General features: G+C 45.4%; 18 protein-coding genes and 1 pseudogene. 8 read left to right on the top strand and 11 right to left on the bottom strand.

Annotated features, from left to right (window positions below):
• Nucleotides 1–818: DUF4335 domain-containing protein (locus tag K4A83_RS16430; RefSeq protein WP_265265713.1), on the bottom strand; the 818-nt coding region annotated here is incomplete at its 3' end.
• Between the two features lie 230 nt (nt 819–1,048).
• Here K4A83_RS16430 and K4A83_RS16425 point away from each other — a divergent pair.
• Both K4A83_RS16425 and K4A83_RS16420 read left to right on the top strand, forming a co-directional pair.
• Nucleotides 1,049–1,825: a MinD/ParA family ATP-binding protein gene (locus K4A83_RS16425; protein ID WP_265265712.1), complete on the top strand. Its 777-nt coding sequence runs from the start codon at nt 1,049–1,051 to the stop codon at nt 1,823–1,825.
• A gap of 31 nt (nt 1,826–1,856) precedes the next feature.
• Nucleotides 1,857–2,123: a SemiSWEET transporter gene (locus K4A83_RS16420; protein ID WP_265265711.1), complete on the top strand. Its 267-nt coding sequence runs from the start codon at nt 1,857–1,859 to the stop codon at nt 2,121–2,123.
• A gap of 73 nt (nt 2,124–2,196) precedes the next feature.
• Here K4A83_RS16420 and K4A83_RS16415 read toward each other — a convergent pair whose 3' ends face one another.
• The 5 genes from K4A83_RS16415 to K4A83_RS16395 form a co-directional block, all read right to left on the bottom strand.
• Nucleotides 2,197–3,033 carry a PAS domain-containing response regulator gene (locus K4A83_RS16415; RefSeq protein ID WP_265265710.1) on the bottom strand — a complete coding sequence of 279 codons (837 nt, stop codon included), beginning with the start codon at nt 3,031–3,033 and terminating at the stop codon, nt 2,197–2,199.
• 276 nt (nt 3,034–3,309) lie between these two features.
• Nucleotides 3,310–3,807 carry a response regulator gene (locus tag K4A83_RS16410; RefSeq protein ID WP_265265709.1) on the bottom strand — a complete coding sequence of 166 codons (498 nt, stop codon included), beginning with the start codon at nt 3,805–3,807 and terminating at the stop codon, nt 3,310–3,312.
• 106 nt (nt 3,808–3,913) lie between these two features.
• Nucleotides 3,914–7,753 carry a PAS domain S-box protein gene (locus tag K4A83_RS16405; RefSeq protein WP_265265708.1) on the bottom strand — a complete coding sequence of 1,280 codons (3,840 nt, stop codon included), beginning with the start codon at nt 7,751–7,753 and terminating at the stop codon, nt 3,914–3,916.
• 24 nt (nt 7,754–7,777) lie between these two features.
• Nucleotides 7,778–8,758 carry a diguanylate cyclase domain-containing protein gene (locus K4A83_RS16400; RefSeq protein WP_265265707.1) on the bottom strand — a complete coding sequence of 327 codons (981 nt, stop codon included), beginning with the start codon at nt 8,756–8,758 and terminating at the stop codon, nt 7,778–7,780.
• A 159-nt stretch (nt 8,759–8,917) separates the two neighbouring features.
• The gene (locus K4A83_RS16395; RefSeq protein WP_265265706.1) at nt 8,918–9,358 is read right to left on the bottom strand and encodes a PPC domain-containing protein; all 441 of its coding nucleotides are present in this window, start codon (nt 9,356–9,358) and stop codon (nt 8,918–8,920) included.
• 127 nt (nt 9,359–9,485) lie between these two features.
• On the opposite strand from K4A83_RS16395, the gene K4A83_RS16390 reads away from it, so the two are divergent.
• A complete protein-coding gene (locus K4A83_RS16390) occupies nt 9,486–10,301 on the top strand; it encodes a SirB1 family protein (protein ID WP_265265705.1) in 816 nt (271 codons plus the stop codon).
• Between the two features lie 56 nt (nt 10,302–10,357).
• On the opposite strand, the gene K4A83_RS16385 is transcribed toward K4A83_RS16390, so the two are convergent.
• On the bottom strand, nt 10,358–10,780 hold the full coding sequence (locus tag K4A83_RS16385; RefSeq protein WP_265265704.1) for a DUF29 domain-containing protein: 423 nt from the start codon (nt 10,778–10,780) through the stop codon (nt 10,358–10,360).
• Between the two features lie 131 nt (nt 10,781–10,911).
• Complete coding sequence (locus tag K4A83_RS16380) at nt 10,912–11,370, bottom strand: SRPBCC family protein (protein ID WP_407810059.1); 459 nt, start codon at nt 11,368–11,370, stop codon at nt 10,912–10,914.
• 209 nt (nt 11,371–11,579) lie between these two features.
• Here K4A83_RS16380 and K4A83_RS16375 point away from each other — a divergent pair, with 209 nt between their 5' ends.
• A complete protein-coding gene (locus K4A83_RS16375; RefSeq protein ID WP_407810058.1) occupies nt 11,580–13,139 on the top strand; it encodes a mechanosensitive ion channel in 1,560 nt (519 codons plus the stop codon).
• A 104-nt stretch (nt 13,140–13,243) separates the two neighbouring features.
• Here K4A83_RS16375 and K4A83_RS16370 read toward each other — a convergent pair whose 3' ends face one another.
• The gene (locus K4A83_RS16370; RefSeq protein ID WP_265265701.1) at nt 13,244–13,417 is read right to left on the bottom strand and encodes a metallothionein; all 174 of its coding nucleotides are present in this window, start codon (nt 13,415–13,417) and stop codon (nt 13,244–13,246) included.
• Between the two features lie 149 nt (nt 13,418–13,566).
• Between K4A83_RS16370 and K4A83_RS16365 the strand changes: the two genes are divergently transcribed.
• Nucleotides 13,567–13,950, top strand: coding sequence for an ArsR/SmtB family transcription factor (locus K4A83_RS16365; RefSeq protein WP_265265700.1), 384 nt, complete (start codon nt 13,567–13,569; stop codon nt 13,948–13,950).
• A 696-nt stretch (nt 13,951–14,646) separates the two neighbouring features.
• Here K4A83_RS16365 and ribBA read toward each other — a convergent pair.
• Nucleotides 14,647–16,377 (bottom strand): bifunctional 3,4-dihydroxy-2-butanone-4-phosphate synthase/GTP cyclohydrolase II, encoded by a 1,731-nt coding sequence (gene ribBA, locus K4A83_RS16360; protein ID WP_265265699.1) that lies wholly within the window; start codon nt 16,375–16,377, stop codon nt 14,647–14,649.
• A gap of 44 nt (nt 16,378–16,421) precedes the next feature.
• Between ribBA and K4A83_RS16355 the strand changes: the two genes are divergently transcribed.
• From K4A83_RS16355 to K4A83_RS16345, 3 genes are all read left to right on the top strand, one after another.
• Nucleotides 16,422–18,026, top strand: a complete 1,605-nt coding sequence (locus K4A83_RS16355) for a peptide ligase PGM1-related protein (protein ID WP_265265698.1) — start codon at nt 16,422–16,424, stop codon at nt 18,024–18,026.
• A 416-nt stretch (nt 18,027–18,442) separates the two neighbouring features.
• On the top strand, nt 18,443–20,335 hold the full coding sequence (locus K4A83_RS16350) for an MASE1 domain-containing protein (protein ID WP_265265697.1): 1,893 nt from the start codon (nt 18,443–18,445) through the stop codon (nt 20,333–20,335).
• A gap of 344 nt (nt 20,336–20,679) precedes the next feature.
• Complete coding sequence (locus tag K4A83_RS16345) at nt 20,680–21,165, top strand: hypothetical protein (RefSeq protein WP_265265696.1); 486 nt, start codon at nt 20,680–20,682, stop codon at nt 21,163–21,165.
• 142 nt (nt 21,166–21,307) lie between these two features.
• Here K4A83_RS16345 and K4A83_RS23455 read toward each other — a convergent pair.
• A pseudogene (locus K4A83_RS23455) lies at nt 21,308–21,418 on the bottom strand (RNA-guided endonuclease InsQ/TnpB family protein); the annotation flags it as partial.

Raw genomic sequence — 21,418 nt, 5'->3', positions numbered from 1 at the left:
GTGGTTTGCTGGGGGGCGCTGGGGGAACGGCCGGGCATGGTGGGCGGGGTGTTGATGGGAATGTCGCCGGGGTTTACTGGGGGGGGTGGGGCGAGTCTTGGCCGTTGGGCGAGGTCTGAGGGGAGGCTGGGGGTGGGGGCTGGAGGGGCATCGGGGAGGCTGGGTAGGGTTTCTACGCCGATGGGAGGGCGGTTGAGGTCTTGTAGTTCGGGAATGGAGATGGAGGTTTGTCGTTGTTGTTCGGCTTGTTGGTTGAGGTAGAGGGTCATGGTTACGCCGGAGGCAATAATCAGGAAGGCGGCGGTTTTGGCCCAAGCGGGGACTATGGTGGAGGATGAGGAGGAGAGTCGGGGGAGTAGGTCAATTTCGGCTTGGTATTGGTCTAGTACGGTGCCGAGGTCGAAGAGTTGGGTGGTGGAGAGGGGAACGGAGGTGGAGGGACTTAGGAGGGTACCTAGGAATAGTTCGTGCTGTAATAGCCCTTGGGGACGCAGGAAGGGCAGTTGACTGGGGTTGAGGGGGGTGGGTGCGGGACTGGAGGGGGCGGCTCTGAGGGCGGCAGGAACGGGGGCAGGGAGTAGGATGTTTTGAATGTAGGTGGTGACGGTATCACAGAGGAGGTCGAGTTGTTGGCGATCGCCTTTGAGGATGATTTGCTCGTCTTGCATCCGTCGAGGGTCATCAAAGCGCAGTTGAAACTGTAGGTTTTTAACGATGGGTCGTTTCTGAAATTTGGACAGGGGGGAGCGAGTCGCCCAAATTTCTAGGGTACAGGTGGGGGGAGCATAGCGTCGTTTAATCTGGTTAAGGGGAAACATAAGGGAAGGCAAAGGGAACAGGAGATGTCTATTATAACGGCAATATCTCCTCAGACTGGTAGAGCAAGGTTGTCTGTTCCCATGTCTGTTGAGCATGGAAGACTACGCTAACAGGAATCCGTGAATGATTAACTCCTCTGAGGGGGAGAGAAGTTGTGAGAAACTAGAGGAGGCGATAGGCGATCGCGTACAATGCTTTCAGAATCACTCCCAAGAGTCAGTACCCGACCATGACTAAATCGAAGCGTCCTAAAGTTGTCTCTATTCACTCCTATCGCGGAGGGACAGGAAAATCCAATTCTACGGCGAATTTAGCTGTGACTATTGCTAGTTATGGACATCGTGTGGCCATTGTAGATACAGATATCCAATCCCCCGGCATCCATGTTTTATTTGGCTATGGGGAGGAAAATCTCAGTCCCTGTCTGAATGATTATCTTTGGGGACGCTGTAAACTTTCGGCGGCGGCCCATGAGATGACTAATGTGTTAAAAGGTCAAGAGGACAAGGGGGGGAAGGTTTTTTTAGTGCCGTCGAGTATTAAGGCCGGGGATATTGCCCGAGTCTTGCGGGAAGGGTACGATGTGGGTTTACTGAACGACGGTTTTCAGGACTTGATGGAAGATTTAGACTTGGATTATTTGCTCATTGACACTCATCCGGGTCTGAATGAGGAAACGTTACTCTCTATTACGATTTCTGATGTCCTGCTGTTGATTTTACGACCGGATCAGCAAGATTTTCAAGGAACGGCGGTGACGGTGGATGTGGCACGGCGTTTAGAAGTGCCTAAAATGTTGATGATGGTGAATAAAGCCCCTACGCTGTTTGATTTTGATGAGTTAAAACGAAAGGTAGAAAGTATCTATGAAGTCCCTGTGGCAGGGATTTTGCCTCATTCTGATGATGTGATGATGTTGGCGAGTAATGGGGTGTTTGTGGTGAATTATCCGGAGCATGAGGTGACGGAAACGATTCGGGCGATCGCACAACAAATTATGCTCTAACTCCTTCTGTTGTTCCTTAATCTCTACTCCTATGTTAGAAAATCCTATGACGGCTGTGGGTCTACTGGCCGGAACCTTAACCACAATTTCGTTTTTGCCCCAGGTCCTCAAAACTTGGAAAAGTAAGTCAGCTAAAGATATCTCCTTGGGAATGTTCCTCACCTTTTGCCTCGGGGTGGTGTTGTGGATTATCTACGGGGTGGCTGTTAGGGATCTTCCGGTGATTGTCACGAATGTAGCAACGTTTATCCTCGCGGCGATGGTTCTAGGTCTGAAACTCAAGTACAATCAGCATTGAGTCAGTCCCAGATGATCAACTAATAGGTTGATCTCACACAAACAAGTATACCCAAAACCGTAATCTTAACGCTTCACTCATAGGCGAAAGGTCGGTTCGTCGTAATATCTTCTAATACCCCCGTAATCCCAATTATTTTTTCTTGTTGATCTAAAGTCGGACGAGCGGTTACTTCAAATAAACCAATGTCTTTTTTCCCTCGAAAGTAACGCACCAAATAAGTCACTTCTGGAATATTTCCAGCTAGTAATGCTTCGCATTGTGTTAAATGCAGCCGTTGATCTTGAGGGTGAATTAAACTCACTAATGGACGATTTAATACCTCTTCTACGGGTCGATTTGTCAGACGATTCCACGCTTGATTTAAAAAGATTAAATTTCCTTGTAAATCAGTCTGAAAAATAACGCCCTTTAAATTATCCACAACCGAGCGATATTTTGCCTCACGTTGCCTTAAATTATCCTGTAATCGTTGCCGTTCAATGGCATAAAATATAGCACGAATTAAGGTCTGACTGCCTGTTTTTCCTTTAATTAAATAGTCCTGCGCCCCAGCTTGAATGGCTTGGATAGCTAAATCACTATCGTTGTAGGCAGTTAGAACAATGACCGGAGTATTATGCACTTGTTTAGAAATTTTACCGAAGGTTTCTAGTCCATTACTATCCGGTAAGGATAAGTCTAATAAAATTAGATCAAAACTCATAGTATTGAGTTCATGTAACGCCCCATTCAAAGAGGGTACCGTTTGCAGGGGAATTGTTAATTGATACTGTTGACTCCCAACATTAATTAATTCCTCAATCAGTTCTGCATCGTCGGTATTATCCTCTACTAGGAGAATCTTTAGGGAAGTATCTTCCATCTGGATAGGAGGACGGGAGGGTTCAATCGGAAAATATGTCATCATAGGACGATGGATTCTAAAGATGCTGAATCAAGAGGACTGGCTAAAGAAAACTGTTAACATACTCTCCTGTTAAGCTAGGCTGTAACAGAGGATTCTTAAGTTCACACATCGATCATTCAATCTAATCTCTAGGGCTAGGAAAAAACACCTAAGCAGGGCGTTTTAAGCAAAAAGCGATAAAACAACAGCTAACTGGCTTTTAGTTGGAAAAGTAAAAAGTATCTCTTTGGGGGTGTTGCCAAGACTGTCATTTTTAATTCAGTGTTGGTGGTTCACTTAAGGGTAATCTATCTGATAAAGGTCTGGGCTGGTATAGGATGGCAGTTGGACAATATTAAACCAGTAATAGACAATGGATTGAAGGATGTTGATGAATGATTCAAATACTAGGGGTTTTCTAATATAGCAATTCGCTCCTAATTCATAGCATTGTTTAATATCATCAGGATGATCAGAGGATGAGAAAATCACAACGGGGATTTTGCTGAATTTGGGGTTTTGTTTGAGCCACATCAAGGTTTCAATACCATTCATGGCGGGCATATTCAAATCCAATAAGATCAAATCGGGTTGAGGATAGTCAATCGTGGGATTGTGGGGGGTGACAGGCTCAAGGTACTCTACTAATTGTAAACCCGTTTCGACGCAACGGAAATTTAGATGAAAGCGGGTTTCTTGGTGGGTTAACATTTGAATGACCTGTTGGGTCAAAATACAAGTATCCTCGTCGTCATTGACCATCAGTAGTGTGAAGTTTTGAGGAGTAAGGTTCACGGTCAGAGCCTCTGTTTTGAATCTGGTGATATATTTTAACAAAAAAATAATATTTTGATCCGATTATGTGGCTATATTCTCGGGTTAAGATTTGTGGGGACAGTCGCTAATTTAAGTGAGGTTCTAAAGCAGGAAAGCTAAAGTAGAAGGTAGACCCTTGATTTTCTTGGGATTCGACCCAAATTTTGCCGCCATGACGTTGGACGATTTTCTCACAGATGGCGAGTCCAATGCCAGAGCCGGGGTATTCATTGGCGGTGTGTAGGCGTTGGAAGATTTGGAAGATGCGCGCTTGATGTTTGGGGGAGATGCCGATGCCGTTGTCTTGGATGGCAATTTGCCAGTGATTTTCGAGGAATTGGGCGGAAACTTGGATTTCTGGGGGGCGATTGCCTCGGTATTTGATGGCGTTACCGAGGAGGTTTTGCAGGAGTTGGAGGAGTTGGGGGCGATCGCCTTGTACAGTAGGTAATTCCCCAATCCCAAGACTGGCTTGGCTTTGAGTGATGTCAAGTTCTAGGTTGGCGATCGCATCCTGGATAATTTCCCCTAAATCACAGGCCTGAAATTCTTTTGGTTTCCGTTGCAGTCGGGAATATTGCAACAGATCATGAATCATATTCTGCATCCGTTCACAGCCTCGCACAATCCGTTCCAAATATCGAGTAGACTGTTCATCGAGTTGTTCCCCCTTCAGTTGTCGTAACAGTTGTGCATAACTGCTAATAATCCCTAAAGGAGCCTGTAAATCATGGGAGGCTACATAGGCAAACTGTTCTAATTCGGCGTTAGAACGAGCCAGTTCCTCTTTTTGGCGAATATCTTCGGTAATATCCCGCGCACTGCCTAAAATTCTCTGGATTTGCCCCTGACTATTGTGAATCGGAACTAATATAGTACGCCAGGTTCGTGTTCCAATGGGAAAGGAAAGCGTTTCCTCATAACAAAGGGTTTCCCCGGCCTCCACACAAGCTTGATAGGATTGGGTTAAATGTTGGGCAATGGGCAATGAATGGACATCATAGGGACTTTTGCCGATAATCTCCTCTCTGGTGATGCCGATTTGTTCCTCATAAGAAGGATTAATGGTTTCATAAACAAACTGCCTCCCCGGTAGCAGGCGAATTAACCAAATCACCTCAGCAGAATGGTTAAAAATCCCTGCATAGAGAGCTTCTGAGGCTTGGAGTTTAAGTTCTGCTTCCCGTCTGCTGTAGTGGGTATAGATTAACTCCCCAATGATGCGCAAGAGTTTTTGATCCATTTCTAACCAGTTTTTGATTTGGGGAGCTATGGTCGCTAAACCAATAGATCCCCACAGTTGACCACTAGAATCCAACATGGGAATCTCTAAGATGGAGTTAAATTGTAACTCCCGTAAAAACTGCTCTTCCTTGTGGGCGCTGGGGGGTAGCTCATCTAATTGGGAAAGCGCGATCGCCCGATTCGCCTGTAATTCCACCATCCACCAATCCATCACCGTTGTATCTATATCTTGCAGGTCATCCTGAAGATGATTTAACCCCGTTTCGCACCATTCCGTCACCCAGCTAGCCCTCATGGTGTGGGAGTCAAAACGCACCAGATAAGCCCGTTGAACGCCCATGGCACGGCCCAAACAAACCAAAATGGGTTCTAAGTCAAAATGCCAGCGAGCAAGGTCTTCTTGGAAGGCAGAGAAGGGTTCCAATTTCGCCAACTGTTGGGAAATTTGGGTGAGAGCCGTTTCTAATTTTAGACGATAGGACAACTGTTCTGTTGCCGCTTTGAGGGAAGTAATATCAATGGAAGTCCCCACTAAACGGTAGGGCATTCCTTGGTCATCTCGGATGGCCTTAGCGCGACTCAACACCCAGCGCACCGTTTGATTTTTACAGAGGATACGATACTCAATATCATAGGTCGCTTGTTCTCCTTGTAAATACTTAATACTGTGTTCAACGACCTTTTCCTGATCGTCGGGGTGAATCAGTTGCCGGACTCTTTCACAAGATTGACCAATCTCCCTGACAGAATAGCCTAAAGACTCGATAAAGTCGGGGGAATAATAGACTTCGCGATTGCTTAGATTAGTATCCCAGACTCCGATATTGGCGCTTTGAGTAGCAATGGAATACCGTTCCTCACTTAACTGTAAAGCCTCATAGGTCTGTTGTCGGTCTGCGTAAGCATAAATCATTTCCCCCACCACCGACAACAGTTGAATATCTTCCTCCAACCACACCTTACGCCATTCCCCCATCGTAGACAGTCCCAACACCCCCCATAACTCCCCCCTTGGGGTAAAAATACCAATTTCTAGTACACTACAAGTCCCTTGTACGGTTAATAAAACCTTTTCCCAGTGCGCCTCTGGGGGTAAATTTTCAGGATGTTCTAAGATGACTCGCTTTTGTTCTAATAACTGTTTTAACCACCACTGGAAGGGTAGAAGATTGAAAGGCTTAAATTGTTTTTGTAAGGAAAATGTTCCCTCATCATGCCATTCATAACACTTGTCAAAGGAATAGTTTAAAGAAAAAACAGGATACAGATTCTGATCTACAACCCTTGAATTTTCATCCCCCAATACCGTATAAAGATAAACTCGATTAACCCGGATCACATCCGCTAATTTTGCCAATATAGTATTAAAATCATACTGGTTTTGAGTTGCTAAATACTGGGAAATTTGGGCTAGCACTTGTTCAGCTTTCAGTCGATATTGAATCCGTTCCTCCGCCATCTTCCGATTCTGGATATCTTGCACAATTCCAATGCCAGATTCTAACCTTGCCTCCCTATCACGCACCACAGAAACGGTAATTTCTACCCAATGGGCTTGTCCACTTTTACTGATATAACGCTTCTCCCAAGAAATACTCTCTAGCCCTTCTTCTATTGATTTTTGAATATATTCAAAATCTCGGGGCAAATCATCGGGATGGGTAATATCATAAAAGCTTAAATTCATTAACTCATCTTCTGAATAACCCAGCAAATTACAGAGATATTGATTCACTAATAAAAACTCACCTGACGGAATAGTATAAGCAATCCCTACCCCCGCTTGTTCTACAATCGCCCTCAGACGTGATTCACTCTGACGTAAAGCCGTTTCAGCCGCAATCCGATTAGTCACATCTAAGGCTAAAGACATCAGGGAAACTAGCTTGCCTTGTTCATCAAACAAACTGGAATTATACCACTCACAAAAAACGATCTCTCCCGTTTTGGTATAATTGCGATTATGACAGATATTTTGAGCTTTATGGGGATCTTGAATAGCATTAACAGTTCTTTGAACTTTTTCCCAATCTTCTGGATAAACAAAAAACCATTCATCGAGTCTTTTTCCTAATACGTCTGCTTCAGTCCAGCCAAAAATTTCCTCTGCTCGTTTAGACCAACTAATCACCCGCATTTCTTCATCCCATTCTATAACAGCTAAGGGAGAATTATTGACATGAGCCGCTAGTTTTTCGTAGGCTTTTTTCATCTGGATTGCTGATTGCTCTTGAGCAATTTCAGCCTTTTGGCAGTTGTCAATTTCAACGGCTAAAAGTTGGGGTTGATGGTTAAGAAGCCCTTGGGATAAGCTATCATGGGTAATCACTCCCAGTAACTGCTCCTCTTCTCCTAAAATGGGAAGATGACGAATCTGGTGTTTTTGTAGTTCTCGCAACAGTTCCAAAATGTCGCTAACTTGGGCAGCGTAACGGATAATAGGATTGGGTGTCATGACGGATGCGATCGCCAACTCACTTAAATCCTGTTGTAATGCCGCTAAAGACACCACATCCCGTTCCGTGAAAAGCCCCACACAGCGTTTCTGTGCCATCACGACAACATAACTTTTCTGCCGTTGCGTCATCTGGTGCAATACATCTAATAAGACTGCATTTGGGGAAACCTCAATCCAGTCTGTTTCAGCGTATCTCAGAAGTGTTACATCAGAGTTAAACATGGGGGAATAAAAGGGGCTGTTCTCCTATAGAATAACAGTACGATTCCGTCCTTGGTGTTTAGCTAGATATAAAGCGCGATCGCTTTTCTGAATTAAATCCTCTGTCTTATCCTTCTCTTCAGGAATCCAACTCACCCCACCTAAACTCAACGTCACATAAGGAGCAATATCTGAACATTCATGAGGAATAGCTAATTCTACCAGTCGCTCTTGAATTTTTTCCGTTAACGTGATTAAAGACTTGGGATTAGTTTTCGGTAAAATTAAAGCAAACTCCTCCCCTCCATACCGAGCGACTAAATCTCCAGAACGTTTCACCACCTGACTTAACATTTGGGCAATTTGAATTAAACAATCATCCCCTTTTAAATGCCCATAGTAATCATTGTACTGTTTAAAATAATCCACATCACATAAAATAAACCCCAAATAACTTTTTTGCTGTTTTGCCTGATTCCACTCCTGTTCTAAAATAGTATCGAAATAACGACGATTAGCCACTTGAGTCAGTCCGTCAATATTCACTAAATACTCCAACTTTGTCAAAGCTAATTGTAACTTGATATTGAGATTTTCTAACTCCTCATTGCGCTCCTTTAACTGTCGGTTTAAATCAACTAATTTAAGGTGATGTTGTACCCGTGCTAGCACTTCTTCTACCTGAAATGGCTTCGTAATATAATCTGCACCCCCTACTCGAAAAGCCTTTGCCTTATCTAATCCTTCACTCAGCGCACTGACAAAAATAACCGGAATATGGGCAGTTGCTACATCTGCTTTAATCTCTTGACAAACCTCATAGCCATCGATTTCTGGCATTAAAATATCTAGGATAATTAAATCTGGAGTAAAGCGAGAAAGGCTAGTTAATGCCAACTTTCCGCCATTAGCTAAACGGACTTCATACCCTTGATCTGTCAGTATTTTTTCCAAGAGACGCAAGTTGTGGGGAAGATCATCCACCACTAAAATTTTAGGTGTTGTAGTGCTTAACAGCGAGGACATATCTGAGAGAGCGTAAGAACAGGATAGAGTAAAAATGGCTAGAAATCATTAGTCATGGTTTACCATAAAATAAGGTCAGATCAAGGAATTAATTATCAAGCAGACTCTTGATGAATACTTACAAACTTAGGCAAAATCCTCTACTCTAAATTAGAGCATTCATTGAGGTTGATGGATCGAGGTTTCCGGGTCAAGATAAATCACTAAATTATACTCTCCTCGACCTTCAGGATTATAACTGTTAACAATTACTTGATAAACCCCATCCTCCGGTAATAAATATTCAAGCTCCGCGTTCCAATCCTCTGGACTAATATCATCAGCATCTGCTAGTTTTTCCCCTTGGCTATTAAATAGCACCAGATAGGGATCAAAATCTTCACTCTCTAAACGAATCCGTACCCGTTGCCCTGCCTCTCCCGGAAAAGTGTAAAGATCATAAAAACTCCCATCTTCCAGTTTAGCATCACTCTCTTCAATCCGTCCTTGCTCATTTAAAATAGGGTTCGCCTTGACTACATTCTCCCCCACAACAGCAATCATTAGGCTGAAGAGGCAGGATAACCCCAGATAAATATAAAATCTGCTATTTTTGATCATGACTATTTTCTCGTTAACTTGTAATTACGCTCTATTATACGCTTGATGGCAATTTCCTACACCATACCCCCCTAACATCTCAGAAGAGTGTGTTAATCTCTAAGAGATGGTTTTGGGAATAAACCCGATGATGTTTTCTCTGGCACGACAAAACTTTTATAACGAAATTAAAAAAAACGAGGCTGAAATTGATTTAGCCAAGGCAGCCCTCTATATTGCTCAAGAAGAATACGACTTTCTGGAGCCGGATGTATATTTAGGTGTTTTAGATACCATTGCTGCCGAACTTAAAGAACGATTACCGGATCGTCAATACCCCCTAAAGGTTATTAAAATTATTAATCAGTATCTCTATGAGGACTTAGGATTTCGCGGCAATAAGGGGGATTACTATGATCCCCGTAATAGTTTCCTTAATGATGTTCTAGATCGTCGCTTAGGAATTCCTATTAGTTTGTCCTTAGTTTATTTGGAAGTTGCCAAGCGCCTAGATTTTCCGATGGTTGGTATCGGAATGCCCGGACATTTTATTATCCGACCTGAATTTGAAAATGTCGGCATTTTTATTGATGCTTTTGATCAAGGTAGTATTCTGTTTGAGCAGGATTGTCAAGACATTTTAGCAAAACTTTACCAGCAATCAGTTGTTTTACAACCGGAGTTTTTACAACCGATTAGTAAACACCAATTTTTGTCCAGAATCTTAACCAATCTCAAGTTTATTTTTCTCAATCGACAGCAGTTTTCTAAAGCAATTGCAACGATTGATCGGATTTTATTGTTATCTCCTGAGAGCTATGGGGAAGTTCGAGATAGGGGCTTATTATATTATCAACTCAATGAATGGGCGTTAGCGGTTCAGGATTTAGAAGAGTATTTACGCAATGTTCCTAATGCTCCTGATGCTTTGATGATCCAAGAATTTTTAAATCAAATGCGGTAATACTATCTGTAGGTTAGTTAAAGTAACCGCAAAACTCAACAAAAGCCCCTCTGAAATCAGGAGGGAGGGAACCAGTCATTACTGAGGGTTTGTTCAAGGGTAATGTGAGCATCTTCCGGCAGTGTAAAGAGTTTTGAAACAGATTTAACCGCCACAGGATAGGCTTTTTCGTAAAAGGTAGGCAGTTGAGAAACTAAACTAGGACTGTCTTCGAGACGCTGTTCAATTTGAGCGCGAAAATTGACAATTTCTGAAGCCCAATGCTTGCTAACTCTCGGTTTTTCTGCTTCCCAATAGGCTAACTTTAACAAATGTTCTAACAGTCGCGTTAATAGACTAACTAGGGCGCGTTTATCATTTTTACCCATACTGTCAAGTTCTTCAATTAAGTTGTCCCAATCAATTTGCTCAAAGTTACGAACCCGCAGATGTTCAATGGTTTCTTGTAACCATTGATGATAATCAGTGTCGTAAAGCATGGGTGAATAGATGAGTAATGGGCAGAGGATTGATAAACATTATTTGTTAGACTTGTTACCTATTGTAGCGTTTTGAACTGAGGTAGATAGGGTCTGCTGAATAAGGCGCTAATTTTATTGCATCCATGCAATTAATCTTGTAACTGATAGAGGGTTTCGGCAACGCGCTTTAAACGGCGGAGTTGGGCTTTCATGTCTGCTTGGGTTAGGGTGGTGGCAAAGGTGTTAAAGCCCCAACGGACGAGGGGATTGGGGATTTCAAACTCAAAACGGTTCAGGAGTTGGGTTCCTTCGGGGGTGGGGGTGCATTCCCAGCGATCGCGCCCTCGGAAAAAGCCCTCAAATTCCCACACCACTAGCCCCGGTTCTCGTTCCACGACGGTATTTTTCAGGGTAGGCTGGAGGAGGGGAATCTGGATCATAAAACGGCTACGACTGCCTAATTCCGTACTCCATTCCCCAATCGGTTCACAGCGTAGGGCAGGATTTAACCAACGGGCCATCAGTTCCTGTTCTGTCACACAACGCTCTACAATCACGGCGCTGGCTCTAATGGTAATCGATTGCTCAAAAACTTGGCGTGAAGACATGGGAAGGGATAACAGACGGTTAGTTATGGGCATTTTATCGAAATTTGATGGGTTTTGCCGGAAACTTCGGTATTATCAAAATAGCAGGGGCCCGAAATTAGTGTTGCAGCTGCCCCTGTAGATGCAGAATTCAGGTATATACCATGATACTGACCATTAGCAGAACTCTCGTGGGTCATGCACCTCCTGTGCTGGCACAGGCTCCTCCTATGCCAACGTGGGTGGATGAAACGCTGTCTACGGTGAGTTCTACCCTTGGTACTTCTTTAATTACTTTGGTGCAGGCGATCGCCATTCTAGCGGTAGGTTGGATTATTGCCAGCTTGGCGCGTCGCATTACCTACAGTTTGTTGCACCGCACCGACATTGATAATAAAATTGCGGCCTGGATGACGGGGGGGGATACTTCGTTCCCCATTGAAAAATGGATTGCAGGAGCCATTTACTGGCTGATTATTCTCTTTGTCGTGATTGCCGCCCTCACGGTTCTCAATTTAGAACAGGTTTCTAGACCTCTCGAAGCCCTCCTAGAGGAAGTGACGCGCTTCTTGCCTAAAGTGGGTGGAGCGGCCATTCTCTTGGGGGTGGCGTGGCTGTTGGCGACGCTGACCAAGTTAATTGTGGTCAAAGGGTTACGTGCTACCCGCTTAGATGAAAAACTGGGGGAACAAATGGGCGGCACTCCAGAGGGCGGGGAGTCGTTGCACCTCACGGAAACCTTAGCCAATGCCCTCTATTGGTTCATTTTCCTGCTGTTTTTGCCCTCGATTCTCAGTACCCTGCAATTAGAGGGAACCCTAGTTCCGGTGCAGCAATTGGTGAATCAGGTTTTAGGGGTTCTTCCGAATATCCTGGCGGCGGTGTTAATTGGGGGGATTGGCTGGTTAGTGGCGCAAATTGTCCGTCGGGTGGTGACGAATTTGTTGGCCGCTTCGGGTTTGGATCGCATGGGGGAAGGATTCGGTTTTTCCTCAACCACGGGACAACGTTCTTTGTCTTGGATTCTGGGAACGTTAGCCTATGTTTTGGTGCTGATTCCGGTGTCGATTGCGGCACTCAATGCGTTACAGATTGAGGCGATCTCTCAACCTGCGATCGCTATGTTAGAACAAATTTTAGCCGTGCTGCCCAATATCTTTATGGCGGCGATTGTGCTAATTCTGGGCTATGTGGCGGGGAAATATCTGTCTGACCTTGTGACCAGTTTGTTGGTGGGGTTAGGGTTTAATCATCTCTATGAGTGGTTAGGGTTTGCTTCTCTGACGACTCAACCCCAAGATACTAACCCGGAGGAACAGACAACACCCCCCAATGAAACGGTTCCGGTACGCACTCCCTCGGAAATTGTGGGGATGATTGTCTTCGTGGCCGTGCTGCTCATTGCCGCACTCACGGCGGTGGATATCTTACAGATCAATGCCTTAACGGGTCTGGTAAGCGGCATTATGACCATTGCCGGACAAGTGTTAGCGGGGGCGGTGGTGTTTGCCATTGGCCTGTATTTTGCCAATTTAGCCTATAACTTGATTGCCAGTTCGGGCAATCGTCAGGCCTGTTTAGTGGGCAATGCGGCGAGAATTTCTATTATTACGTTGGTGTCTGCCATGGCATTGCAACAAATGGGGATTGCGCCCAATATCGTTAATCTGGCGTTCGGTTTGATTGTCGGTGCGATCGCCGTGGCTTTTGCGATCGCCTTTGGTTGGGGTGGCCGTGATATTGCCGCCGAACAACTCCGTCAGTGGCTAGAATCCTTTAAGCGCGATTAATCCGAGAGTCGGGGGAACATGAATCCCCCCGACCCCATGGGTTAAATTTCCCCCAGTGAACCGTAAAATATGGGAATTAATAATTATCAATTATTAATTGTCCCCTATCCCCCACAAGTACAGCCGGGGTGACCACAGCCATGAGATCCGTCGGCGTGACCATTGGCACAAGCTTCACCACAATAATACTTTCCGTCCTTCTCAATCGCTTTGTCAGGACTCACCATACATTCACAGGTACTACAAGCACATTTCACTTTCTCTAAGGTGGCTGCCATGTTAGTTCTCCTTTTTGCGAATATCTGAACAGCTATTCATATTTTAACCCAAAAGTCTGAACAGGTGTTCAGATATTATTAAATTTTCCTTAAGGTTTGGGGAAAGACCTTATGATGAAAGATGGATCACTGTTTTGAATGGAAAACCGATGTCGAATCTTAAAATCGCCTCGACGGATGACCTAGAATGTGACATACCCCACCCCTTAGAAACAGAGCATTTAGCGGAATTAGGGCAGGGGGTGTTAGAGCCGGAAAAAGCCCAACGGATGGCGGAATTTTTCAGTTTTTTGGGAGATCCCAACCGTCTGCGGATCTTGTCGCTGCTGGCACAAGAGGAACTGTGTGTTTGTGATTTGGCGATCGCCTTAACCATGAGCGAATCGGCCGTATCCCATCAACTGCGCACCTTACGGGCGATTCGCTTAGTCCGTTATGAAAAACGGGGGCGCAAAGTTTTCTACCGTTTGGCAGATCATCACATCTTGAATCTCTATCAAGCGGTGGCTGAACATCTCGATGAAATTGATTAGACTGGATTCAAGTGAATGTTGGTTCTAAAACTGGAGCCAAAAAAAAACCTCCTCAAGGAGGAGGGCATTTCCGTTTCTATCTAGGGGATTTTTTCGCTTTAAACTCAAGATACTAAAAGATTGTGCAATTTTTGTGACAGTCTGCCAAAAATTTCTGATCAAAAATCAGTGCATGAAGGGCTAAAGCCCAACAACGGACGAACTAGGTTTGTTCTTCCCATTAGAGAGCAATTAAGGGCTAAAGCCCAACAACGAACCCACTGGGTTTGGTCTTCCCATTAGAGAGCAATTAAGGGCTAAAGCCCAACAACGGACGAACTAGGTTTGGTCTTCCCATTAGAGAGCAAGAGAAAACTCTTAACGGGTCAGTCATACAGTTATACTGACTCCCCAAAAGCAAAAAAAACCCCCTCATTCAAAGAGGAGGTAATTTCCGTTTCTATCCAAGGGATTTTTTCGCTTCAGGTTTTAAGTTACTAGAAAATTATGCAAATTTTGTGACAGCCAAGCCCTTCAGGTGAGGATTTCAGCCCAACAAAAAAAAAGCCTCCTCTCTGATAAGAGGAGGGCGTTTCCGTTTCTATCCAGGGGATTTTTTCGCTTTGACCTTAATATACTGAAACATTGTGAGAATTTTGTGAAGGGAGCAAAGGATTTTGCCCTAAAAAAAAAGGCACATTGTTGACACTTTCCCCCCTAATCCACCCGATAAATAGTTTGAGGTTGCCAACTCGAACAGATGGTAGAGGGTGGTTTTCCGGGGGGACAAGTTTGGCGAGAAAGCTTTACCTGAAGGCGAGTGAGGGGATCTTCTCCCGTAGAAATGAGGAATTCCAGAGACTGAACTTGAGGCCAACGGGCGAGATGATCCAGAATTTTGGCGATCGCCTCCACATAGGGATGATGTTCATTATCGTACCAATCCGTAGCCGCCACCCCCGCTTGATCTAGGCCCAAATGCACCACCAACGAGGGAGTCGTGAATAAGGCGATCGCCATCGGTCTGGCCTCCTCCTGCACCACCAAATTCACCGACTGACAGAGATCCCGCAACTGCTCCAACAAATCATAGCGTTCCGTCACCGTTTGCACCTCGGCCCGCCAACGAATCCCCACCATCACCAGATAGGTCTGTAACAGTAAATGCCCCAACTTTTGGGCCTTCGTCGCCAAATACTCCGTATTGTAATCCGTAGACTCAATCAACAACGGCACCCGATCCACCATTTCCAAACCATAACCCTTTAACCCCGCAATCTTCCGGGGATTATTGGTAATCAGGCGGATTTTTTTCACCCCCAAATCATTCAACATTTGCGCCCCCATACCATAGTCCCGTAAATCCGGCGCAAACCCCAACCGTTCATTAGCCTCCACCGTATCCAGACCCAAATCCTGTAAAGAATAGGCCTTTAACTTATTCACCAAACCAATCCCCCGCCCCTCCTGACGTAGATAAACCACCACCCCTAAACCATTATGTTCAATCATCTTTAACGCCGTTTTTAACTGCATCCGACAATCACAGCGCAAAGACCCCAAAGCATCCCCCGTCAGACATTCTGAGTGCATCCGAACTAAAATCGGCTGCTGGGCAAACCGGGACGGATCCCCCTTGACAATGGCAATATGTTCCGTATTGTCCAAACTATTGCGGTAGGCATAGAGTTGAAACTCCCCAAACTGACTGGGAAAATTACACACCGACTCCCGATAAACAAAACGGTCATGTTCGAGACGATAACTAATTAAATCCGCAATTGTAATTAACTTGAGATTGTATTTTTTAGCATAGTCCACCAATTGGGGGAGTCGGGCCATCGACCCATCGGGATTTTGGATCTCACAAATCACCCCCGCCGGATACAGACCCGCCAAACGGGATAAATCCACCGCCGCCTCCGTATGACCCGCCCGTTTCAACACCCCGCCCTCCTTCGCCCGCAGGGGGAAAATGTGACCCGGACGACGTAAATCCTCCGCCCTTGTCGCCGGATTAATGGCCACCTGAATGGTTTTCGCCCGATCCTCCGCCGAAATCCCCGTAGTGACCCCCAAATGGGGCGCAGCATCAATACTCACCGTAAAGGCCGTTTGATTGGGGTCTGTATTATTCCTCACCATCAGGGGTAAATCCAACTGATCCAAACGTTCCCCTGTCATGGCCAAACAAATTAGACCTCGGGCCTCAACAGCCATAAAATTAATCATGTCGGGGGTGGCAAACTGGGCCGCGCAAATTAAATCACCTTCGTTTTCTCGGTGTTCGTCATCGACCACCACAATAGCGCGACCTGCTTTAAAATCAGCTAAGGCAGCATCGACGGAATCAAATTCAAAGGTCAGGGCTTCACCTTCAGGGTCTAGGGATTTGTGCTGTTTTTTTAATCGTTGGTCTGGACGATTATCGCCTGTTTGCTGTGTCATTGACTCAAAAATATTGCTCATCAAAACTTGGGGGGAAACTCAAGATGCCAACCTTGAATGTCGCGTCTGAAGCCGGATTGCAATTCCGACACCTACAGAATCAACTCCGGGATTGTGCGTCGAGTGTGGATTTGTTTGATCAGGATGATTTCGATATTCTCGTTATCCCTTCTTTTAGCATTGACCAAAGCCAGCTAAAAAAAATTGCAGGTTTTCTTCACTATGAAGAACGGTTATTGTTCTCCTTAATTCGCCTGCGGAATCCTCACACCCGCTTAATCTATGTTACGTCTCAACCGCTCTCTCATACGATTGTGGACTATTATTTGCAGTTGTTGCCGGGGATTCCTTTTTCCCATGCTCGCGATCGCCTGTTGCTATTATCCACCTATGACGCTTCCCTCAAACCCCTCTCCCAAAAGATTTTAGAACGGCCCCGCCTCATTGAGCGCATTCGTAAAGCCCTCCGGCCGAAAAAGTCCTATATCGTCTGTTTTAACGCCACAATCTTAGAGCAAGAATTATCCCTCAAGTTAGGGATTCCCCTGTTAGCTTGTCGTCCCGATCTCCTCTATTGGGGGTCAAAAAGTGGTAGTCGGGCGATTTTTGCCCAAGCGGGAATCCCTTTCCCCGATGGCAGTCCAGCCTCATTATGGAACGAGGAACAGGTGATAGAAGCCGCCGCGCTGTTGTGGGAGCGACACCCGGAGTTACAACGGATGGTGATTAAACTCAATGAGGGGTTTTCTGGGGAAGGTAATGCCATTTTAGACTTAAGTCCCCTGAGTGAGTATTCCCCCCATTTGGAGACTTGGGAAGCCCGAGTTAAGCTGTTGCGCGATCGCCTCCCCCATCTCCGCTTTCAAGCGAAGGACGAAACTTGGGCCAGTTTTTCCAGTCGTCTCCCAGAATTAGGCGCCATCGTTGAACAGTTTATCGAAGGCACCGTTAAACGTTCCCCCAGTGTTCAAGGCTATATTTCCCCCCGAGGGGATGTGGATATTCTCTCCACCCATGACCAAATTCTCGGCGGCCCCGACGGACAAATTTATCTGGGCTGTCGTTTTCCGGCCGATCCCGCCTATTGTTTAGCCTTACAAGACTATGGCTTAAAAATTGGCAAAATCCTCGCTCAAAAAGGGGCAATGGAACGGTTTGGGGTCGATTTTATCGCCGTTCATCAACCGGGCAAAACCCCAGAATGGGAGATCCAAGCCATTGAAATCAATTTGCGCAAGGGTGGCACTACCCATCCCTTTATGGCCTTAAAATTACTCACCAATGGCAAGTATTACACCGATCGGGGCGTGTTTTTAAGTCCTCACGGTCAGGAGAAATATTACATTGCCTCGGATAACTTACAAAAGGAGAGTTATCGCGGTTTACTCCCCGGGGATTTGATGGATATAATTGCCCGCCATCATCTGCATTTTGACAGTAGCACCAAAACCGGGACGGTGTTTCACTTAATGGGAGCCCTATCGGAGTTTGGTAAGTTGGGGTTAACCAGTGTGGGCAACTCTTTTGAAGAGGCAGAAGCCCTTTATGAGCGCGTCGAAACGGTTTTAGATCAAGAAACCCACAGCCATCGTTTAACCTCTTTTTCCGCGCCTATTTTGCCCATTACTTGGTCAGAAGTGGGGGATTAAAGCCAGAACCACTGACCATTAACTGAGAATCATAGGGTAGCAAGAAAGCCCTCCTCTGGTGGGCTGAAGGATCAAAGAGGACTGGGCAGATTTTGACCGAAAATTTTGGCTAAAAGTCCTCGCCTTGATTGCTGGGGAGCATCAATCATTGTCTCTTTTCCTCTTAATTTTTGACTCATGACTCCCCTCCTTAATGTAGGGGATAATGATCTTTTTTGGCTGATATAAGTAAAGATTGTGGTTTGATTTTAAGACATCTTTAGCATCTTAACGTTATGATGGTCTAAGGATGTCAAAACCCATTAACTCAAAAGGAAGAGTTATCAGGAATCAGTCAAAAATCACCTATTCTCCAAATAATATTTAAGGCTAGGAAAAGCCAATGTCTTATATCTATCAAAGGGGGGGTCTGAAACATGAAGGGAATAGTAACCCGTTGGTGCAGGGAAGATTTCAGTGCGATCGCCCTCATCGCCGTTTCCTACTGTGGTCTGGGTCTATTGGGCTTACATCTAGCCACCCTACCCGGTGAAGTGACTCCCATTTGGGTTCCGGCTGGTATTGGTTTAGCCGCCGTCCTCTTAGGTGGGGCGAAAATTTGGCCCGCTATTGCCTTGGGCTCCTTTGGCATTTCGGTCTTATTTAACCCGACCCCCATTAGTCTCGCCATTGGAGCCTTGACCTCCATTGGCAACACCTTAACCCCCCTCTGTGGCGCTACCCTAATCTACCGCTTCACAGGCACTCGTTACCCCTTCCAAAAAGCCAGTGAAGTGTTTAAATTTGCGGCATTAGGGGCTGTGTTTAGTCAAGGGATTAGTGCCACCATTGGAGTGAGTGCCTTGTGCTTGGGGGGGTGGGTGCCTTGGTCTTTATTTCCCCCCCTTTGGGTGACTTGGTGGATTTCCAACGTTACCGGGGTGTTAATCGTCACCCCCCTGATTCTCACTTGGGCAACTCCCGGCGGGAAAAAAAATCCCCATCCCTTACTGCTTCGATTACGCCGTTTACTGCCAGAACTTTGTGGTTGGTTGTTGCTGTTTAGTAGTGTGGTGGTGTTGGCCTTCTGGCGGGCCTATCCCGTGGAATACTTAATGCTCCCCCTCACCGTCTGGGCAGCCTTCCGTTTCCCCAAACGGATCACCACCATGGCGATCGCCCTCACCACAGCGATGGCTATCACGGGGACTCTCCTAGAAAAAAGTTCCTTCCTGCGCCCCAATCTCACCGAGTCCCTCCTCCTCCTCGAATCCTTCATCAGCGTAATTGCCGTAACTACCCTCGTCCTCATGGCCGTTATTGAAGAACGTCGTTACGCCATACTCGCCCTCCAACAAGCCAACGAACACCTAGAATCCCGGGTTTTAGAACGCACCCGCGAACTCTCCCAAGCGAACGAAGAACTTCAACGCAAAGAACTAAACCTGCAAGAAAAAGCCCAGTCCCTCACCCTCACCCTCCAAGAACTTCGCCAAACTCAAGCCCAACTGATTCAAAACGAAAAGATGACCAGTTTAGGCCATTTAGTCGCTGGGATTGCCCATGAAATTAACAATCCCATTAGTTTTATTTATAGCAACTTGACACCTGCTACAGAATATGCAACAGACCTGTTGGATTTATTAGCCCTTTATGAAACCATTGTCGTAGAGCCTCCCCCGGAAATCGAGGACTTAGCGGAAGAGATGGATCTAGAATTCATCAAAGACGACTTTTTTAAACTCCTCGATTCCATGAAATCGGGGGCGGATCGCATTCATCAAATTGTATTAAGTTTGCGCAACTTTTCCCGCTTAGATGAGGCCGAAATAAAAAGCGTTAATATTCATCACGGTATAGAAAGCACCCTATTAATTTTACAACACCGTCTCGCGGGGTTCTACTCAGATGAATTAGAACGCAATTCCCCTCCCATTCGTATTATTAAAGACTACGGAGATTTACCAGAAATTCAATGTCTAGCTGGGGAAATGAATCAAGTCTTTATGACTTTATTAATGAATGCCATTGATGCCATACAAGAAGTAGAAACTCAACAGGAAGGCATCATCAAAATTTCCACAGGTTTGTTAGGGGATGAAACCGTAGAAATTAGTATTAGTGACAATGGTTTAGGAATGCCTCTAGAGGTTCAGCGCAAAGTGTTTGATCCCTTTTTTACCACTAAACCTGTGGGGAAATCCGTGGGATTAGGACTGTATATGAGTTATGAAACTATTGTACAGAAGCATAAGGGGCAACTCATCTGTTGTTCTGAACAAGGAGTGGGGACAACTTTTAAAATGATTCTGCCCCTGCGGCAGAACTAACCTAGGGCTTGCTGAATAACGTTGTGGCGAACAAAATCCTAACTTGCAAAACTAGCTTTTCATGCTAACATAAGAAATATTGTAAAACTCCGCAAATTTACGATACTTCATACTCTGAGAGAAAACTTGATATATCGTTCTCCCGTAGATTTACTTGATATCATAAGAGTATCGGCTACGCATTGATTTTGATCACAGAGCAAAAACCCATTTATCACCCCAAAGGGTGCGGGGAATCACGCAGATAGCTGTTAGAACTCACCGGGACAGTGAGACGATATCACTGAGAAGATCCGGGGATCACGAGATATTTAAATTGTTCTCAATCACAGGGACTCGGAATTATGTTTAATCCACGCACTTTTGCTTTAACCTTAACCACGGCTTTACTTTCCCTTTCCTTTGGCGTAATTTTTACTCAAAGTGCGATCGCCAGCGAGGAAACAGAAGTACAAGGGAATAGCCCAGCCTTCCTCCGGGATGGAGTCTATCTTTACGGAGAAGTTCCCGAAACCGACCAACTTGGTGCCGTCTACATGACCTTTGAAGTGAAAGAGGGTCAAGTCACAGGAGCCGTTTATCAGCCCTATTCGTCCTTTGACTGCTTTTATGGTCGTCCTCAAGGGACTAACTTAGCCTTAACGGTGGTAGATAGCTACAGTAACGAACAGTTTACCCATGATATCGCTGTGCGAGAAACAGAAACCCTCAGCGCTTCGGTGAATCGTCCCGCAGCCGCAGGAATGGGTTTAGAAGGCTTATCTCCCCTTGAAGTGACTGCCAACGACTTGAGAATGATTGGAATGTGTCAAGACAAACTCGGTCGTTAACGGTTTCCTCATACTACACACACCATGCAGATTGACGATACCGCACTGAGCGAAATCCTCACCCACACTCAAACCATTGCCTTAATTGGCTATTCCAACAAACCACACCGGGACAGTTATCGAGTCGTTGACACTCCTCGGCCTAAAGGCACGAGGATTCTTGGTTCACAGACTCGCCATAACCTAGCAGGATTGCTCCAACCAGGCTAGAGGGCAAATCTCCCCAAGCTTTAGATCCGGTATGCCCTACCGT

This window comes from Spirulina subsalsa FACHB-351 (genome assembly GCF_026130165.1).
GTDB lineage: Bacteria > Cyanobacteriota > Cyanobacteriia > Cyanobacteriales > Spirulinaceae > Spirulina_A > Spirulina_A subsalsa_A.
The sequence above is the reverse complement of the archived record's forward strand: the minus strand, read 5'-3'. Positions and strand labels throughout refer to the sequence as shown.

Coding starts and splice junctions, on each gene's coding strand:
- K4A83_RS16345 (WP_265265696.1), top strand. CDS start 20,680: ATGTTTAATCCACGCACTTTTGCTTTAACCTTAACCACGGCTTTACTT.
- K4A83_RS16415 (WP_265265710.1), bottom strand. CDS start 3,033: ATGATGACATATTTTCCGATTGAACCCTCCCGTCCTCCTATCCAGATG.
- K4A83_RS16375 (WP_407810058.1), top strand. CDS start 11,580: ATGCCAACGTGGGTGGATGAAACGCTGTCTACGGTGAGTTCTACCCTT.
- ribBA (WP_265265699.1), bottom strand. CDS start 16,377: ATGACACAGCAAACAGGCGATAATCGTCCAGACCAACGATTAAAAAAA.
- K4A83_RS16390 (WP_265265705.1), top strand. CDS start 9,486: ATGATGTTTTCTCTGGCACGACAAAACTTTTATAACGAAATTAAAAAA.
- K4A83_RS16380 (WP_407810059.1), bottom strand. CDS start 11,370: ATGTCTTCACGCCAAGTTTTTGAGCAATCGATTACCATTAGAGCCAGC.
- K4A83_RS16355 (WP_265265698.1), top strand. CDS start 16,422: ATGCCAACCTTGAATGTCGCGTCTGAAGCCGGATTGCAATTCCGACAC.
- K4A83_RS16405 (WP_265265708.1), bottom strand. CDS start 7,753: ATGTTTAACTCTGATGTAACACTTCTGAGATACGCTGAAACAGACTGG.
- K4A83_RS16370 (WP_265265701.1), bottom strand. CDS start 13,417: ATGGCAGCCACCTTAGAGAAAGTGAAATGTGCTTGTAGTACCTGTGAA.
- K4A83_RS16365 (WP_265265700.1), top strand. CDS start 13,567: ATGTCGAATCTTAAAATCGCCTCGACGGATGACCTAGAATGTGACATA.
- K4A83_RS16400 (WP_265265707.1), bottom strand. CDS start 8,758: ATGTCCTCGCTGTTAAGCACTACAACACCTAAAATTTTAGTGGTGGAT.
- K4A83_RS16385 (WP_265265704.1), bottom strand. CDS start 10,780: ATGCTTTACGACACTGATTATCATCAATGGTTACAAGAAACCATTGAA.
- K4A83_RS16425 (WP_265265712.1), top strand. CDS start 1,049: ATGACTAAATCGAAGCGTCCTAAAGTTGTCTCTATTCACTCCTATCGC.
- K4A83_RS16350 (WP_265265697.1), top strand. CDS start 18,443: ATGAAGGGAATAGTAACCCGTTGGTGCAGGGAAGATTTCAGTGCGATC.
- K4A83_RS16395 (WP_265265706.1), bottom strand. CDS start 9,358: ATGATCAAAAATAGCAGATTTTATATTTATCTGGGGTTATCCTGCCTC.
- K4A83_RS16420 (WP_265265711.1), top strand. CDS start 1,857: ATGTTAGAAAATCCTATGACGGCTGTGGGTCTACTGGCCGGAACCTTA.